The organism is Mesorhizobium sp. M1338 (genome assembly GCF_040318045.1).
Taxonomy (GTDB): domain Bacteria; phylum Pseudomonadota; class Alphaproteobacteria; order Rhizobiales; family Rhizobiaceae; genus Mesorhizobium.
Genome location: NZ_JAMYLL010000010.1, coordinates 42,069 through 58,521, shown reverse-complemented (window position 1 = coordinate 58,521; position 16,453 = coordinate 42,069). Strand labels below are relative to the sequence as shown.

Here is a 16,453-nt window from a genome sequence, read left to right as displayed (position 1 = left end):
CTGGAAACCCCACGCATTTAGGCGGCTGGGATTGTGGCGCTTCCGGTATAGATTGTGTGGATGGAAGCATACAAGCTGACCTGAGACCCTGAAGCTCCTCCAGTTTTTGGTAGAGTCTGTCCCGCTCAAGGAGACGGACGAATGAAGTTCACGGTTCACGGAAGAACAAGTCATCGCGATTTTGAAGGAGCAGGAGGCGGGCATGAAGACCGCCGATGTCTGCCGCAAGCATGGGATCTCGGAAGGGACCTTCTACAAATACAAGGCCAAGTTCGGTGGCATGGACGTTTCCGATGCGCGCAAGCTGAAGACTTTGGAAGAGGAGAACGCCAAGCTCAAGAAGCTGCTGGCTGAGCAGATGCTGGACAATGCCATCCTGAAGGATGTCGCTGCAAAAAAATGGTGACGCCCGATGCCAAGCGATACGCTGTGGCCCACGCCTGCGATCGGCATGGGGTGAGCCAGCGTCGGGCGTGCAAGGCTCTTTTCGTCGATCGCTCGAGCGTTCGCTACGCAAGCATCCGGCCGGACGATGCCGCCGTTCGAGCCGCGATGAAGACGGTGGCTGCCGAGCGCCGCCGCTTTGGCTACCGGCGCAACCACATCATGCTTGAACGGCAAGGGATCGTGATGAACCAGAAGAAACTGCGGCGGCTTTACCGGGAAGAGAAGCTCCAGGTCCGCAAACGTGGCGGCCGCAAACGGGCCTTGGGAACGAGACGGCCGATGATCGCGCCGGGCCGGACGAATGAGCGCTGGAGCCTAGACTTCGTAAGCGATGCCTTCACGGACGGACGCCGGTTCCGGGTTCTGGCCGTCGTCGACGACTTCACGCGCGAGTGCCTGGCGCTGGTCGCGGATACATCGCTGTCGGGCGCCCGCGTCGCTCGGGAACTGGATGCCATCCTCGCCCGCCGCGGCAGGCCTCGCACGATCGTCTCGGACAATGGCACCGAGCTGACATCGATGGCGATCCTCAAATGGTGCCAGGAAAGCGGCGTCGAATGGCACTACATCGCACCCGGCAAGCCGATGCAGAACGGATTCGTGGAGAGTTTCAACGGCCGATTTCGCGACGAATGCCTGAACGAAACGCTGTTCTCCACTCTCACGCAAGCACGGACAGCAATCGATCTATGGAAGGAGGACTACAACCAGAACAGACCACACTCAGCCCTGGGCAACATCACGCCCATCGAATTCGCCATCAAAATGGCTCTGGAAAAACAGGCCGCATGAGGCCAGAAATGAAACTCCGGACTCTCCACTGAACTGGAGGGAACAAGGGTCTCAGGTCAAAGCGTGGCAGCTACACGGTTGGGGCTGCAAGTATCCCTTGGTTTGGGTGACGAAATACCGTTGCGCGGTGCTCGGTGGCGACGTTGGGAGCCGGTGTCGAGAACTGCTGCGCGAGACGGCGCAGGCGCATGAGGTGGCTGTGCATGCCGGATCGATCAATCGATCAATCGCGACCATTTGCATATGCTGGTGTCGATCCGTCGATCCCGCCGAACCTGTCAGTGTCGCGCGCGGTGCAGCACCTCGAGGGGGCGCAGTTCGCGCAAGCTGCAGAGCGAGTTCGGTATATTGCGCAAACGCTACTGGAGCCAGCATCGATGGGCGAGGGGCTATTGGGTGGTAAGCTGTGGAATGTGACCGATGAAATGTGGACCTAATCATCAAGTTCGGCATCGAGCGCGACTGGCATAAGGAACCGCGTTAACCCAGGCGCATATAAGTCACCTCGAATCCTTTGGCGGACCGAAACTGCTGAAGTCGGTTCGACAGGCTAAAGGCGTCGTTCATCTCGTAGTGCTGAAAGATATCCAGGCCTCGGTCCAGCGAGATTTTCCAGCCCGTATCAGTCACGATATGGCGCGCGTGGATGGTTCCGGCACCGTCAAACTCCCAGGTGAAATTGACGCCTGAACCGAGGCAGGACTCTTCGATGGAAAGCAGATTGGCCTTTTGTTGATCCGCTTTGAGATCATCGCGCGCCGTCACGAGATGGATGTCCACCTCGTCCTCCGGCGCCTTGTGCTTGACGACGGTCTCGATGAACTCCATCAGGTTCCGGACCTGGTAGAAAAGACGGATGTAGGGGTCCGTGAGCGTGATCTTCCGTGCGCCCCTGACATAGGGGCCAAAGAGCAAGTCGAATGAAACGCCCTTCTGGTTCTCGCTGAGAACTCGGTGGCCTTCCCTCGCATCCGGCAAGACGCTTTCAGCTTTGCTGATCGAAGGCACGCTATTCCGGGAAACCACCTCCTCCTGGATCTCCGGTTGGCCCTCCTGCTGCGCAGCGGCCCGACGGCGATAGTAGGTAGGGTACTCGTCTTCCTCGAGCGTGGTGACGGCGATCTTCCGGTCTCCGGCCGCGAAGTAGGAGAAATCGATATCGGGATACGTGGTGTCGATCCGCATCAGCTGATCCTTGACGCGTTTTCTGCCCTCGATGGAGAGCCTGAGAAGCTCTTCGGTCTCCTCCTTCGACGCGCCGCCGCCAGGGAACAGAATTTTCATCAACCCTGAGAAGGTCTTGTTGATTCCGTCGCGGTCGCGGGTGGAGATGGCCGAGGATAACCGAAACAAGTCCTTGTAGCGATCGGAATAGTCGTCGCTTCTGAGGTGCCGCAGGATTTCGGCGAGATAATCGACGACGAATCCATAGCCGATGGAGAACATTTCTCCGCGGATCACGTCCACCTCCCAACCCGGGATGTAGGCATGCAGGCGATCGATGAACGCCGAGTCGTAGTATTTCTCGGGGACCTCCTCGAAAAGATCGGTGTGCTTGAGCATGTAGGGGACGTTGTGTTTGGTATTTCCTACGAACACCATCGAGGCCTCGGCGCCCAGTGTCTCCACGCCTCGGGAGAACGTTTTGTTCGCCATGTAGTTTTTCATGATGTCGACAAGCGACTTGTCGACCCGCTTCTGCCGCCCCGCGAACTCGTCGAACGCGACGACATCCCAATATCCCACCAGCCCGAGCTTGCCGGACTGGTTGTTCACGAACAGCTTGGGCACGGTAACCTCGCCACCCGAGATCAGAATTCCGTGCGGCGAGAACTCGGAATAGATGTGTGACTTACCCGTACCCTTTGGCCCGAGCTCGATGAGATTGTAGTTGCGCTCGACGAACGGGATGAGCCGCATCAACTGGATCAGCTTGCTGCGTTTCCCGAACATCTCCGGGTCGAAACCTATGCTCTGGATCAGAAGGTCGATCCATTCGTCCGTCGTGAATTCCTGGCGCGCCTTCAGATAGGCTTCATAGTCGAAATGGGAGAGTTGGATCGGCTTAAGGGTGCCGAGAATCCATGGCGAGACGGCTTTGTCCTCGGTGTGCTCGTATTCGACGTCCGCGATGCACCAAACTCCGGCTACCAGCAGCTTGGGATGGGACTTCACCGTCCCAGAATCTACAACGACCTTCTTGATGCCGAGGTTCGCGAATTCCGCCTCGTAAGCATCGTTCTTATCGTTCAGCGCGACGCCGATCTTGTCGATGACCTTGTAGCGGCCCTTTTCCCGAACGTTCGAGCGGACCAGTCCTGCCTCGTTTCGATGGACATAGTGCTTGCGCAGGATCTCCTTGACGGTCTCGATACCGGACTGGATCGAAGCCTCGTCACTCGTGGCGCAGTACTGCCCGAGGAGATATTCGAGCACATAGGTGGGAACGATAGCGTTTCCCTTGACCGCCTTGACCAGGTCCTTTCGGACGACCAGCCCCGGGAAGGCCGCATTGATTTTGGTATCCAGCGCGTTCAATCGCTCGCTCCTCAGAAATCGAAATCGCTCGTGAAGCTCCTGCGTAGCAGATATCTCATGCTCCGGTACTCCTTGAAGTGCGACGTGCCAGCATGCTGCTCCTCGAGCCGCAGCACGACCTCTTGCCCGTTGAACTCGTCGGCCTTCTTCGACAACAGGAATCGCACGGGCATCTCCCTTTCCCTCGGGTTCTCGGAGGGGAAGTCAAACAGAAGATCATGGCTGTCGGAAATCAGTTCGCCGGAACCGCTGTAAATACCCGCCCGGAGCCGCCGCGGCTGAGCCTTCTCCGTCACCGGGGTCGATTGGTAGAAAAGGACAGAAATCTGGGCGGAGGTGATTGTCTTGTTCGAACTGGCGACGATGTCGACCTCGACCGCCGACAGGTCGCTCTGTCGTTTTTTGTTGATCTTCAGGACGGGGATGATCACCTCCTGCAGGGAGGCGCCGCCATGCACATAGCGGCTGCCGGATCCTTTGAGGCGCAGCCTGCCGATGGATTTCGGGATCAGCACCTCGACGTCGCCTTCGAGACCGAGGGCGGCGGGCTCGAACTTCCGGAGGCCGGATTGCGCGACGAATCCTTTGCCCAGCACGAAGCGGCGATCCTTGAACAGGACTGTATCACCGCTGACCTCGGCACCTGAGAAGTCACTCTCTTCGATCGGCCGATGCTGGTAGATGAAGCCGTGATCGGCAGTGAGCAGGAGATTGCTAGCGTTGGCCGCAGTCAGCTTCTTCACGAGCTTGACCAACTCGTCGAGCGAGTCCTCTACGGCCTCGAAGACCCGCTCCTCCGAGACCATCTTGTCTCCGGCCGCATCTATGCGGTTGTGGTAGATGTAGACGACGTCGTGATCGCGTAGAAGGGTCCTCGCTTCGTCCCCTTTCATGGCCATTACTTCTTCGGCTTTCAGGGCGGCAACCCGGTCTCCGGCGCGGCCGCTCTCCAAGATCTTGCGGCGATTCACAAGTCCTTGGGAACTGGCGCCGTCGACCAGTACGACTCCTGTATCGTCTCCGGCGATCCGGATTTCGTTGTTGGGCAGGAGTGACGCCATCCCGAGCTGGGTGTAGCTAGGGATCGACGCCAGCGCCGGCTCGATCTCGGCGTCGTAGCGGTCGAGGCTCCGGATGCGGCCGAGCAGCTCTTCTCCGACCTCATATCGCATGGCATCGGAAACAACGACGCAAAGCTTCAGGTCCTTGCGCCTATAGGGGGCGACCTGAGATGCGTAGAATTCCCGCTGGCGCATGATAGGCGGCGCTTCCCATCGGTCAGCGGCGTCGATGTGTTCCTGCCAGCGGTTGTTGAGCTTGAGCAGGTAAGTGTTGACGTAGAGGTTCTCGATCCTTTCGAACAGGTCGCCCATCAAGGACGCCTGTGCGGAGCGCTGCATATGGAAGACGAACTGGCGATAGATCTGGTCAATGCGGAACCAGGACTGTGCGTAGCGTCGAGCCCCATCCGACAAGGATTCCATGTTCAGTGTGGCTTGAGAGACCGACTGCAGGAAATCAGCGGCATGACTCAGGGCTTGATAGAGGTCGGCGAATTCTTTGTACCAGTGGCTCTGTCGCCGCTGGCGTAGCCAGCTGACCACGTCAGCGTAGGGCAACGTCTGCGCGCCGACCTCGCGCACAAGGTTCCGGATGATTTCCCGGTCGATCTCGCGGAAATAGTCAAGTTCCATCAGCGTCCGAAAATCGCGCTTGGCGAGATCAGCCGGAATGGCGAGTGCCTCCTCATATTCCGCCGAGAGCGTTTCGAAAGTTTCGGCCGTGTTGCGGTTGTTCTTCCACCGCCGAAAGAACACCAGCGCCTCAGAGGAGAGGCGCGCATCCGACCCGACACCAAAGGCATAACAGGACTTGAACAGCTCGATTGCGAAATCGGGAATAGACGGATCCTTGGCGCGATAACCGTAGTGCCGGCCCATCTGCTCCCACACGAATTCGTCTAGGGCGACACGGGATATCAGCCGCAGCCTGTCGTCCTTCTTCTCGGCGTGCTCGGCCAACAGGCTCTCGACTACCGTGTCGAAGGTCGGATCCGCGTTGGTGCAGACCGCCAGCATCTTCAGGCGGAGGGAATTTGCCGTATCGTCCGACCTGAGCAATCGCTTGAGTTGCTCGATGCGCCTGGCCGCGCCGAAGAACTCCTCGTGCTTCCGGACGAGATCGGAGAAGCCGACCCCGAGGCCCAGCTCGGAGAGCCAGTTCGAGACCTGGTCCATCCGAAACACGCCATTGGCAAGTTGCACGTCCAGCAGCCAGTTCTCGAGCTGATCCGGTTCGGGACCTTCCCTATAGAGCAGGAACTTCTGCTTCGGCGCCGCCTCACGAAGGATTCGGTGCTTCACGCCAAATTCGTTATTGGCAATCTCGACCTTCTCCACACCAGGAATCGACACCGCCTCGAAGGAGTTGCGGAAGCTACGCTCCGCATCGTACCAGAAGACAATGTCGTGCTTTTCGAATTGGGCCTGAAGGCCGAGGGCTATGCGATCTTGCATCATCAGTCTTCCGCATCGCCCAGGCCTTTGATCGGCTTGAGCGCGCTGCCGAACTTGGCGTAGTTCACCTTGACCCCATCATCGAGGTCGATCTCAAGCCGGCGCGTCGCAAGGGGGTAGAGGATCTCACGTTCATAGCCGTCCAGTTCATCGATATTCCGGCTGACGCTCTCAATCTCTTTCAGAGCCTTGGCCTTGTCGGCCTGTGCAGATGCGGAACTGATGCTGATCGCCGCCAGTTCGTTCCGATGCGAGTCCAGCTTGCGGCGGAACTCGCGCAGGTAATCCAGCACAGTGCTCACAGTGTCGGGACGGTAGCGGTGCATGTAGACCAGCGCGTTGAATGTGCCTTTCGGGCTCGAGAACAGCCAATAGATCGGGCGCTTTTTGTAGCGGCGGACATGGTCTTCGTAGAAGTCTCGCAGGAAGAAGCGCCGGATATCCTTACCGAGCGCCGTCTCGATGAACGCCAGGTTTTCGACACGGCGCTCCTCCCCGAAAGTCAAGCGAAGGAAATGGCGGAATCGGTCTGCCATGTCGTCGGCAAACCAGTCGCCGTCCAGAATTGGGATCACATTGTCCCTGTCGGGCGGGAAGCTTGGTTCCGGTATGCGCTTCAGGTAGTCCTCGAATCCTTCGCCCTTGTTGGCCAGGATCAAGCCCGGCGCATCGAGGCTGTAGCGGCCGAACATACAGCCTACAGCATAGCTAAGGAACTCGCCCATCGTGTCAGCGCGCTGCAGATCCTCAAGCTCGGCCTCTGATTTCATGCCACCATAGTGATAGGCCGGGTTGCAGGTCAGGGTTATCTCCTGCGGGGGCACTACAGTGGTCAGCTCGTCCTGGAGGCCATAGGCGTTGATGAAGATGCGGTTATTCTCTTCCTCCAGCAACTGCATCTCCTCGATCACCCGGCGCCAATGGGAGCGGAGACCGGCGTAGGTTTCGGCCAGCGTGACTTGCCGGTGGTTAGGTGAAAGAAGCGGGAGCGTGGTGAAATCCCAAGAGGTTTCGTAAGCGTCCCAGTCGGATTTCGTGATGCTTATTGCCTGCATACCGATCTGCTTTGTAGCGTCCTCGGTGGATGCGTTGTCCACCATCGGAAGATTTGAGATGTGCCCGCTCTGGAAATCCAGCATGGGAGCCAGAACCTTCAGAAACTCTAGAGTCACTTTACTATTCAGAAAGGACGCAATCGATTCGAGCGCATGTGTTTCACTAAAGAGGCAAGGCCCCGTAGATTCGAATAACTGCCCGGAAGGAAAGTATCTGAACGCGGTTGATCCGCTTGAAACTCGTGTCCAAGTGAGACCGCGCTTGAAGTAGTTGTGAGAATTCCTGAGGTTAGATTTTGGAAAAGCTTTAAGGGTCGCGCCATCATCCTGCCAGTCAGCGACATAGTCATTGTTTCCGTACCACTTGCGAAAAGGCCCGCCTTTCTGACACGGTATCCAGCGATCAAAAGGACTTTCAACCTCGTGCCACAACCGAAGGAAGCGATCATTGTCACCTGTGTCGAAGCCTTTTCCGATAGAGGCAAACTGATCGAGACTTTTCCCTTTCTGAAAAGCGGAACGGGCTTCGCTGGTTGGCCAATATGCAAACGGATATCCGGGGATTTTCAGGAACTCCATCTGATCAACGACAAAGCAGTTGTACGAATGGTCCCTGAATAGCCTTTCAATCTTTTCTGGCGCGCGCACCTGTACATGCGCATCAAACAGTCGTCTATATATACCTCGCGATGATGATGAAGGTTTTGAATTCTCCAAACAAAAGGCGACGGTTCCGAAGTCAGCACCGAAAATACCACGCCCTAGATGCAGTAACGAACGGACACTCGCGTTTCTGATTAGTGATAGACGAAGTTGTTCGAAAGATATCAAAAACATCCACGAAGGAATGTTAATCATTCCAAGAATACCATGGTGTAAAAGAAGAATTAAGCTGCGTTCCATGAAGCATGTCATTAAATCTTGCTTGCTATTGGGAAATTTTCGCTCGACCCACGCCTTCAAACCTTGGTTCATCCCGCCCCAGCCCATGTACGGCGGATTCGCTACCACCACATGGTATTTCGGGCTCAGATAGTCGGCGATACGCAGCGCTGCTTGGACCCGAGTATGCACGTCGCGCAAAAACAGGTTGCTCTCAAAATCCTTCGTCGCAATAAGCCGGGCTACCTCGGTCAGGTCCCCCAGCTTGGGAACAATCAGTGAGCCGAAGTTCTTGGCCTCGGCAAACTGGCTTAATGTCTCGCGAAGGTCGCTGGTGAATAGGTCGCGTCCGACCGTGGCTGTATAGTCCGCCAACTCCCCGTCCTTAAAAGCAACGTTCTCCAGCACGCAGACATTGGGCTGGACGGGCCGCCGCAGGAACCGCTTGCGTCGGCTAGCCGCCTTCATCACCAGCGCAAAGGCTGCCAACGCTCCGGCGCGGTCATCGATCTCGATGCCGTAGAGGTTGTGGGTCAGAATCGTTTCGGGGATCTCGGCGGGATCGTATCCTTCCTCCTCGTAGATCGCGTAGAGCAGGTCGAAGGCGTAGGTCAGCATGTGTCCGGACCCGCAGGCCGGATCGCAGACCTTGATCTCCTCTGGTGAGGAGACGCGTAGGAAGTCGTCCTCCGGCTCTTCCGGCGCGATGTAGTAGTCCATCTGCTGGGCGAGCTTCGATCCGGGGCGATTGAGCATCCAGAGCCGGCCGAGCGAATTCTCGACGAGGTAACGCACTATCCAGTGCGGAGTGAACAACTGTGTCGCGGAGGGAATGTTTTCTGGGGTGATCTTCTGGTTTTTCTTCAGCCCGGCGAAGACCTCGTCCTTCTTCTCCGAAATGTAGAATTGGTAGAGCCAGCCGATGACCTCGACGTCTTCGCAGACATCAGGCGTCATGGCTTCGCGCGTATATGCGAGTATTGAGTTGTTCGACAGCAGATCCTCAGGCATCAGCAGTTCGGTAAAATCGTCGATTCGCTCGAATAGGAAGGGCATCGCCTTGTGCCAGTCGTTGCAGATCGCAACGAGTAGCAACTGGTAGGCCTCGGCCTGCGGGTCCTGGCTGGGGGAGCGTCCGTCGAGCTGGGCGCGGATCTGACCGCGAACCTTCTCCGGCACGCGACCCTCATCGATGTTCCCGGCCTTGGCTTCTGCCAGGATCTCTGGCTGGAACTGGCCCGGCAGAGGCGAGACGACCCTGACAGGATTCAGGTCGTTGACGTCCATGTAGCGCAGGGCGCAGAATCGGTTGAACCACGTGTAGGCGACCCGCTCGATTACCTGCCGCTTACCGTCGGTCGCGATGGCCACCTCAAGCTTCTTCACAGCTTCCGGATGCTCACGACGCGCGGCGGCGCCTTCGGCCAGTACGGAGTCGAGCTTGGCGCCGACCTGCCCGATCAAGGTGCGGCGGGCGAACTGGGCGAATTTCTTGAGTTTCGAAGTATCCATCAGGCAGCCGCTTGCGCGCTAGTTGCCGTTGCGGGAATCCGTTTGACGGGCCAATCGGCGAACGTTTTGTTCCAGATGTCCACGGAAAGCACGACGCAATCAGCGATGTGCTGACGCCGCCAAGGCGTATCTGTCTCGCATTTGATGTCGGCGAACAATCGGTCCTTGAAGCCTGCGAGAAGAGCTTTCTGCTTCTCGTGGTCGAAGGCGTCGAGGCCGATCAGGACCACGAATTTGATGGGCTTGCCATCGCGCTCCATCAGATGAAGGAACGTGTAGGAGTCACGCGCCTTAGGCGTTAGTTCCTCTTTGAGGACCGTGTTGTCGGCTAGCCTCTTGAAATACCGCTGACGTTCATCGTCGGGGCATCTGGAGATTGACGGATCCTTTATTTCCACGAGCAAGACGTCCTGGTCTCGTTCGATCACGAGGTCTACGAACTTCATCTGCTGGGGCAGTCTTATGCCCTGTTGATCCAACTCGTGCCAGGGAAGGTCGTCCGGAAAAGAAAACTCAAGCTCTGCGTTTGCCTCTGCTCTGTATGTTTTCATGTTCTAGCGCTCAACCCAATGCCCGCTTCACGTCTTCGTCGTACAATTCAGCAAATGTGTCGGAAATGGCGGACTTTGAGATAAGCGAATAATTGTCGGCGCTTTTAACCCCCACCTTCTGTGTATCTGGATCGCGGTAAAGAGCGTGGAATCTCACGTGATCATCCTTTCCCGGATCCATCAGCAGATCGATCCACTTCAGAAGGACATAGTCGTGTGTGGCGAGGATGATTTGCTGGCCGTTTCGGGACAACTCCAGCAGAACTTGAACAAGCTTCTTCATCAGCTTTGGGTTCAAGTTCGCCTCAGGTTCATCCCAGAGGAGAACACCACTGCCGCCGGGGTTAATTGACCCATTGCACAACAGACGGTGGAGCACTCCGATCTTCCGGAAGCCTTCGGCCGTCATGCTGCTTGCAAGAGAGTTCTCTCCCTTCGGCACGAAATGGAGGACAGTCGAATCTTGATATATTTGAGCCGCTTTGGATTTCGAACGCTCCGGATCGGCCTTTTCCTGATACTTTCCTGCCTCAAAGCTAAAGCCGCCGTCAGCCGTCAGGAGGTACCGCCCGCCGACCAAATCTACTAACTCGCGAACGACCCTCGACAACCTTGGATCCTCGCTGATGGTCGAGTCTTCGTCCTCAAAGCCTGGCCGCACCAGCTGTTCAGCCAAGTCGATGTATGTATCGTCAAAAATCATCTCCACAGTGGCGCGATCGTGATCTGGATGACGGATACCGCGTGCAAGAGAGAGCACCTCCTTGGTGGGAATGAAGACCGGCCGAGCATCTTTTCCATCGAAATGCGACCCAGACTCAAGCCTCAGTTTCTCGGAATTGTAGTTGAACCCTACGGCAGCGATGGTCTCGTCGCTTTTCTTCACGTGTAGCCGCGCCCGCTCGTTTGATCCATCCGATCGCAAGCTGCCGATCTTGTTCTCCCTCGGCAGGAAAAGACGGAGGAACTTGTCCGAAAGAGCTGCTTCGATATCCTGCTTTGCCCGCTCCACGTTAGGAGGTAGATGGCCTGCCATCGTGAGCGCATAAATCGCCTTGAGGAGGTGCGTTTTGCCGGTGCCATTGCTGCCGATGACAACGTTGATCCGCGGTGAAAGCGAAACGTTCAATTCTTTGAACGCCGTAAAGTTTTGGATTTCGAAGCCAGTGATCATTCCTCGGTGCCCCGCGCAGTGAGCGGAAGGTACCGACCTGCTCGGCGGACCCCGTAATCAGGAATGGATCTCTGCGACATCGCTCGAATGCGCGTGACCCGCTTGTTCATACCGTAATCCTTTTGCCTGCCCGGATTTCCCGGATCAGCGTCTTGCGCATGGATTCGAGAAATGCCTCGACATCGCCCTCGTTTTCCAGGAATGCCTTTCCGAAGGGGATAGGCAGCGAGGTGTGGGCTACAAACAGGACCGGCGGCTCCACCTTACTTGCATTACCGTCCTCGAATCCTTTCGCCGCGCCTCGATCATTGTCCGGCTTTGCGGCTGCTTGCCTGGAAGGGGAGGTGATCCGTGCGAGAAGCTCCGGATAGAGCCTCGTCCGGAAGTCATTGGCCCGTTCCCGGACGATGGCGATGAGCGTGGCGCTGCGCAGTGGGGCCAGCCCTGCCTCGGCATCGGCAAGGATCAGCTGGCGTTCGACCTCGGGCAAGTTGCCCAGCTCCGGAAGCGCGTTGAGCTTTGACGCAAGTTCATCTAGTTCCTTGATCGCGGCGTCCCGTTCGTGCTTCAGACGCTCCTCGATGATACCGCGGATGCGATCCAGACCAGCCTTCAGCTGCTGGATGGCGTTGTTTCGGAAGCACGTGGGATCTTCTAGGACAACCTTTATGGCCTGCGCCTCGACACCACCCGCGTAGGCGAGGTTCGCCTCCTGCTCGCGAAGGAATTGCCTCGCGTCATCGTAAATCCCACGCTGGGCGCCTTTCATGAACTTCCGAACGGGATCGAGAACATCCTCCTTGAGGTTGACCAAGGAATCGGCCTGTTTGGGGAAGTCGGTCACGTACCAGCCATAGGGTTTCCCGGTCGCCGGCTTCAGGGCTTCGAGAACGGGCTGCAGCGCCACCAAGAATGGATATCGGTCCCTCTGGTCCAGATATCCCTGGATTTCCTGAACCGTCTGGTGGAAAGCCTCGGCAACTTCCTTGCCGATGATCCGCGCGTCCGTAGCCGAAGGCTGAGTGTCGAAGAACTCGGAATAGAACTCTTTCAGCTGGCGCAGCTGGGCCTGCGAGAACTCCACCTGCGGCTCCAGCACGATGTTGCCGTGAGCCTGCGTGTTCTTCAGCGTTCGTTCGAGCGATTGCCCCTCGAGCAGGTTCCCGTCGGCACGAGCCTCTAACTTTCCTCGTGCAAAAAGGCTGGCGAGGTTGCAAAGGACGGCGGCATATGGCCAGCCATATGGCTTGCGCTCAAATCTTTCCGTAACAGCCTTGACGGTGGTCCGCACGCCGTTACGGCTGTTGCCCTGGATGAAGTTCTGGATTTCTTGCTCGGCTTCGCTCAGTCCTGCGGCTTCGTTCCCGAATAACCCGTCTTCCGCCTGCTTCATAAATCTGCCGAGGTCGCTCTCCAAATACTGAACGCCTCGAAGCATGCCGAGGTTGACGTGCACCTTGTCGACGAGAACCTGAAAGGCTTTCATGATCCGGAGCTGGGCATCCTCGGCGCGGATGTCGATCTCCTCGCCCCGGACGAAGAGCCGAGCTTCTGAAAGCAGTGCCTTCAGGCGGCTGGTCAGGTCGCGGTGCCGCTGCGCGTTCTGGGCGCCCTTGTCCCCGATGATCCGCTCGACGCTGGGCTGCAGCGTCATCGCGCGGTTCTGTCGCACATATTTTTCCGTCCGCTTGTACATCATGATGTCGGTCATCAGACGGTCATCGGGCTTCAGCACGACAGCTAGCTCGTCGCGCGACATGCTCTGCATTTTGGTTGCGTCAGGATTCCCCACGTGCTCGTGGAAGGGCGTGTAGAGGTTGATGGAAAGCTCGTGATCGCGACCACTCAGCCGGTCATCGAGTCGCCTCGCATAGGCGTAATCGTGTCCGGTCGCCTCGTGTCGGATCTTTCGCGTCTTGACGATCCCGTCAAATACCAGCTCCTCGAATTCCTGGGCGACCTCGGTCAGGTCGACCTCGACCGCCTTAATCTCCTGCTCGATATCCTTTTCCTCATCCGTCAGGAACTCGAAGAGCTCGCCGTTCCGCTGGATGTAGGTCTGTTGCTCAAGGACGCTGACGGCTTCCTCTACCTGCTTCCTCAACCGGGTCAGATCCTCGTCGAACCACCGTAGAAGGAGGATGCAGACGTTCCGGAGTGTTGTCTTGAAGGGCCGGACATATTTAACGAGGAACAGGGCCTTGAGGACGCGCACAGCGAACGGATTGTCCAGGTTTCGCTCGGCAATCTGGATCGATTGCTGAACCCCTGATTTGAGTGCGGACCGAATGCCCTCGAACATCATGTCGAAAGGGGCAATGCCGCCGAGTTCAAGACCAGCGATATGGACCGCAACGTCCTGGAAGACTCCCAGCATCGACCTTTCGCCGACAGAGCTGTGTCGTCCCTCGAAAGCGTTGTGCTCCGACAATGCCTGGATGGACATCTGGAACAGCGAGTACTGGTAGGGAATGAAAGGATAGCTCTGGATGAAATGATCCCGGTCGGCAAAGTTCCGGAAGTGGATCGAGCCGTCGGAGAAGTCGAACAGGGTTTTGAAGTTGCCTGACTGCTTGTGGAAGAGGTCCGACAGCGCGAACACCCCACCTTCGGTCTTCTTCAGCAGCCGCTTCTGGATGACTTCGTCGGCGTTGGCGCTAGTTAACGACATCCGGTTGGCGAAACGCGCCTGGATCTTGGAGAAGTCGTTTTCCTGGCGCTGGGTCAACTCGCCGATCACGGCGCGAATTTCCTGCTGCGCCGTGACGACGATCCATGCTCGGCCCCGGCACTTGGTGTTCAGGCTTTCCGCGATCGTCTGGAGGTTGGTCATCAGCTTGACGTTGTCGGCGATGTATTGGCCAACCTCGTCGACGAAGAAATTCAATCGGAACTGCAGTCCCTGCCTCTCGACGTAATCCTTCACTTGCTGGGCGAAGTCCTCGATCGAAACCTTGTAGTCGGAGCGGTACTTCCCAAGGATTCCCTCGGCAGACGCCGCGTCGGCGCCGCTTGCCTCCGCATAGGCTTTTGCGATGCTCGGACCCTCCAGCAGCGCCTGCTCCCGGCCGCGTTCCCACGTTTTTCCGGCGATGCGCTGGTAGACGGTCTTGAAGCCGGCGTATTGCTCTCGGCTGTCGAGATCGCGCTCAAACTGGGCAACATGACCCTGCTTGCCATAATAGCCGCACATCTCGTCGAAGACCTTCTGGAACACCGCCAGCAGGGCATCGATTTGGGTCTTGGTGATGACGTCCGCCTTCTGGTCGATGTTGAAGAGAATGCTCTTCGAAGGAATCGCGACGGCGCGCTTCAGGTCTGCGCTGAGGATTTCGTTCTCGACGGATTTCTGCAGGAAGATGTCCAGTGCGGGAGTCCCGTCGATCACCCTGTTCTCAAGAACCAGGGCGAGCATCTTCAGCAGGTGCGACTTGCCGGAACCGAAGAAGCCGGAAATCCAGACGCCGTTCGCCGTTTCGTAGTTGTTGTAGGCATCGAGAAAATGCTCCAGGCGCTTCTCGACTTCGTTCGTGATGACATACTCCTCCAGTTCCTGGCGGAGACTCGCCTCGTCATCGGCCTTGATGACACCCTCAATCGCGCGGTCGACAGGCTTCTCGAAGATTTCCTTCAGATGAATCGGCATCCCCGTCACACCTCGTAATGGAAGATATTGAAGGCCCTGTAGTACTTGTCGTCGTGCAGCAGCCCGAAGAGGTCGAGAGACGCCCCGGTTTCCAGGCTCTGTGTGTATCGACCAGGAAAGAACATGACCGTGGGCTTTTCCTTGGCCGTGCTCTGGAGATTGTTCAGAACGTTGTGGGACCTGATGTAAGGAAAGACCTCGCCCACGCCTGACAGAAAGAGGACCGCATATTCCTGAGATTCGAGCCTGCGGCCGATTTCCGGTACAAGATGCGCCTCCGGATCGAGGACTCCCTGTAGTAATTCCTTCAGCTCGGCCTTCGCAGTCGACGGTTCCATCTCCAGAATCTGATCCCAAATTCCTCGCTGCCTCAGCAGATCGATGGCCAGGTCGTAAAGATTAACCTCCAAGACGGCCACACCGTGGTTGGCCAGCTGATTGATCAGCTGCCCACGCTGCTGCTCCATGGATACCGCTTCCTCTGGAGGGTAGGGGCAGATGAAGAATGGAACTTCGTTCCCCAACCCTTGGCGTGCAAGAAATCGCTCGCTCGACATCACCTTCACGAGGTGTTCGAAACGGCGCTTCGGAGATGCCAGTTCGCGCGACATCATGCGGAGAACCCAGATGCGCCTGGGAAGAAACGCAACTCCTTGGGATCGTGCGCGACAATCAACTCCTGCAGGGCGGGGGAGAGCAGGGTCCTCATGATCTTTCCGGACGGCGAGACGAGATCAGCCTCGCGCACTATCCGAAACAGGACCTGACGGAGCTTGGCGCGGGTGGAAGGTTTCAATTCCGCCAGTTCGGGATGCCATTCCGCCTTCGCATCGAAGAAGGAATCGAAATGGTCATATCCCAAATCCTCTTGGAACCTGGCATATCGCTCCTGGAGAATTTCCGACGCGAAATCAGCAACAAAACCGTAGGTGCGGCAGATCGCCAACCAGAGAAGATGACCCTGCTCGTGCCTGCTGCTGCGTGTGAAGAACTCCAGCTCATCCATATGCAACGACCGGAGCCGAGCAATGATCTCCCGGACGGTGCGCCGGGCCGAACTTTGAGTCCGGAAGGAGAGCGACTGCAGTGCCTGCTCGGCAACGTGCGGCCAGTCGGACCGCTCCTGATACGACCGGGCCAGCAGAATGGATTCGTCGAGGAACAACGATCCAATCGAGAATGACAGACGGTACGTGGCAGGTCCTGTTGTGAGCATCGGGCGGTATTACACTTTGTTTGGGCGGCGGGCATGCAATATCCGAGCGTTATCCCGAGCTGACGGCTCGCGACGGACCGGCGGTCACGTTACGAAATGTGGCTGCCTCCCCGGGTCCTGCTCG

9 protein-coding genes and 2 pseudogenes are annotated in these 16,453 nt (G+C 57.4%); 3 read left to right on the top strand and 8 right to left on the bottom strand.

Annotation, left to right across the window (positions count from 1 at the left end):
* The first annotated feature begins 172 nt into the window (after positions 1–172).
* The 3 genes and pseudogenes from NKH19_RS12505 (at position 173) to NKH19_RS12495 (ending at position 1,656) form a co-directional block, all read left to right on the top strand.
* A pseudogene (locus NKH19_RS12505) lies at positions 173–1,239 on the top strand (IS3 family transposase).
* Positions 1,240–1,345: 106 nt separating this feature from the next.
* A pseudogene (locus tag NKH19_RS12500) lies at positions 1,346–1,399 on the top strand (IS200/IS605 family transposase); the annotation flags it as partial.
* Positions 1,400–1,482: 83 nt separating this feature from the next.
* Positions 1,483–1,656 carry a transposase gene (locus tag NKH19_RS12495; RefSeq protein WP_352967566.1) on the top strand — a complete coding sequence of 58 codons (174 nt, stop codon included), beginning with the start codon at positions 1,483–1,485 and terminating at the stop codon, positions 1,654–1,656.
* Between the two features lie 63 nt (positions 1,657–1,719).
* Here the strand turns inward: NKH19_RS12495 and brxL are convergent, their stop codons facing one another.
* The 8 genes from brxL to NKH19_RS12455 form a co-directional block, all read right to left on the bottom strand.
* Entirely contained in the window at positions 1,720–3,777 is a 2,058-nt protein-coding gene (brxL, locus tag NKH19_RS12490) for a BREX system Lon protease-like protein BrxL (protein WP_352982191.1), read from the bottom strand.
* An 11-nt stretch (positions 3,778–3,788) separates the two neighbouring features.
* Positions 3,789–6,293, bottom strand: a complete 2,505-nt coding sequence (pglZ, locus tag NKH19_RS12485; RefSeq protein ID WP_352982235.1) for a BREX-1 system phosphatase PglZ type A — start codon at positions 6,291–6,293, stop codon at positions 3,789–3,791.
* 2 nt (positions 6,294–6,295) lie between these two features.
* Complete coding sequence (gene pglX, locus NKH19_RS12480; RefSeq protein ID WP_352982189.1) at positions 6,296–9,742, bottom strand: BREX-1 system adenine-specific DNA-methyltransferase PglX; 3,447 nt, start codon at positions 9,740–9,742, stop codon at positions 6,296–6,298.
* Positions 9,742–10,293: a hypothetical protein gene (locus NKH19_RS12475; protein WP_352982187.1), complete on the bottom strand. Its 552-nt coding sequence runs from the start codon at positions 10,291–10,293 to the stop codon at positions 9,742–9,744. Before NKH19_RS12475 ends, pglX begins: the two co-directional genes overlap by 1 nt.
* A gap of 10 nt (positions 10,294–10,303) precedes the next feature.
* Positions 10,304–11,467, bottom strand: a complete 1,164-nt coding sequence (locus tag NKH19_RS12470; RefSeq protein ID WP_023727145.1) for an AAA family ATPase — start codon at positions 11,465–11,467, stop codon at positions 10,304–10,306.
* Between the two features lie 106 nt (positions 11,468–11,573).
* Positions 11,574–15,113 (bottom strand): BREX system P-loop protein BrxC, encoded by a 3,540-nt coding sequence (gene brxC / locus NKH19_RS12465; protein ID WP_352982185.1) that lies wholly within the window; start codon positions 15,111–15,113, stop codon positions 11,574–11,576.
* A 5-nt stretch (positions 15,114–15,118) separates the two neighbouring features.
* Positions 15,119–15,727, bottom strand: coding sequence for a DUF1788 domain-containing protein (locus tag NKH19_RS12460; protein ID WP_502910915.1), 609 nt, complete (start codon positions 15,725–15,727; stop codon positions 15,119–15,121).
* On the bottom strand, positions 15,724–16,329 hold the full coding sequence (locus NKH19_RS12455) for a DUF1819 family protein (protein WP_023727148.1): 606 nt from the start codon (positions 16,327–16,329) through the stop codon (positions 15,724–15,726). The genes NKH19_RS12460 and NKH19_RS12455 overlap by 4 nt, the downstream gene beginning before the upstream one ends.
* Between the last annotated feature and the right edge of the window lie 124 nt (positions 16,330–16,453).

Excerpts from the sequence above, each read along its gene's own strand:
- NKH19_RS12495 (WP_352967566.1), top strand. The coding sequence starts at position 1,483 with ATGCTGGTGTCGATCCGTCGATCCCGCCGAACCTGTCAGTGTCGCGCG.
- pglX (WP_352982189.1), bottom strand. The coding sequence starts at position 9,742 with ATGGATACTTCGAAACTCAAGAAATTCGCCCAGTTCGCCCGCCGCACC.
- NKH19_RS12460 (WP_502910915.1), bottom strand. The coding sequence starts at position 15,727 with ATGATGTCGCGCGAACTGGCATCTCCGAAGCGCCGTTTCGAACACCTC.
- NKH19_RS12475 (WP_352982187.1), bottom strand. The coding sequence starts at position 10,293 with ATGAAAACATACAGAGCAGAGGCAAACGCAGAGCTTGAGTTTTCTTTT.
- pglZ (WP_352982235.1), bottom strand. The coding sequence starts at position 6,293 with ATGCAAGATCGCATAGCCCTCGGCCTTCAGGCCCAATTCGAAAAGCAC.
- brxC (WP_352982185.1), bottom strand. The coding sequence starts at position 15,113 with ATGCCGATTCATCTGAAGGAAATCTTCGAGAAGCCTGTCGACCGCGCG.
- NKH19_RS12455 (WP_023727148.1), bottom strand. The coding sequence starts at position 16,329 with ATGCTCACAACAGGACCTGCCACGTACCGTCTGTCATTCTCGATTGGA.
- NKH19_RS12470 (WP_023727145.1), bottom strand. The coding sequence starts at position 11,467 with ATGATCACTGGCTTCGAAATCCAAAACTTTACGGCGTTCAAAGAATTG.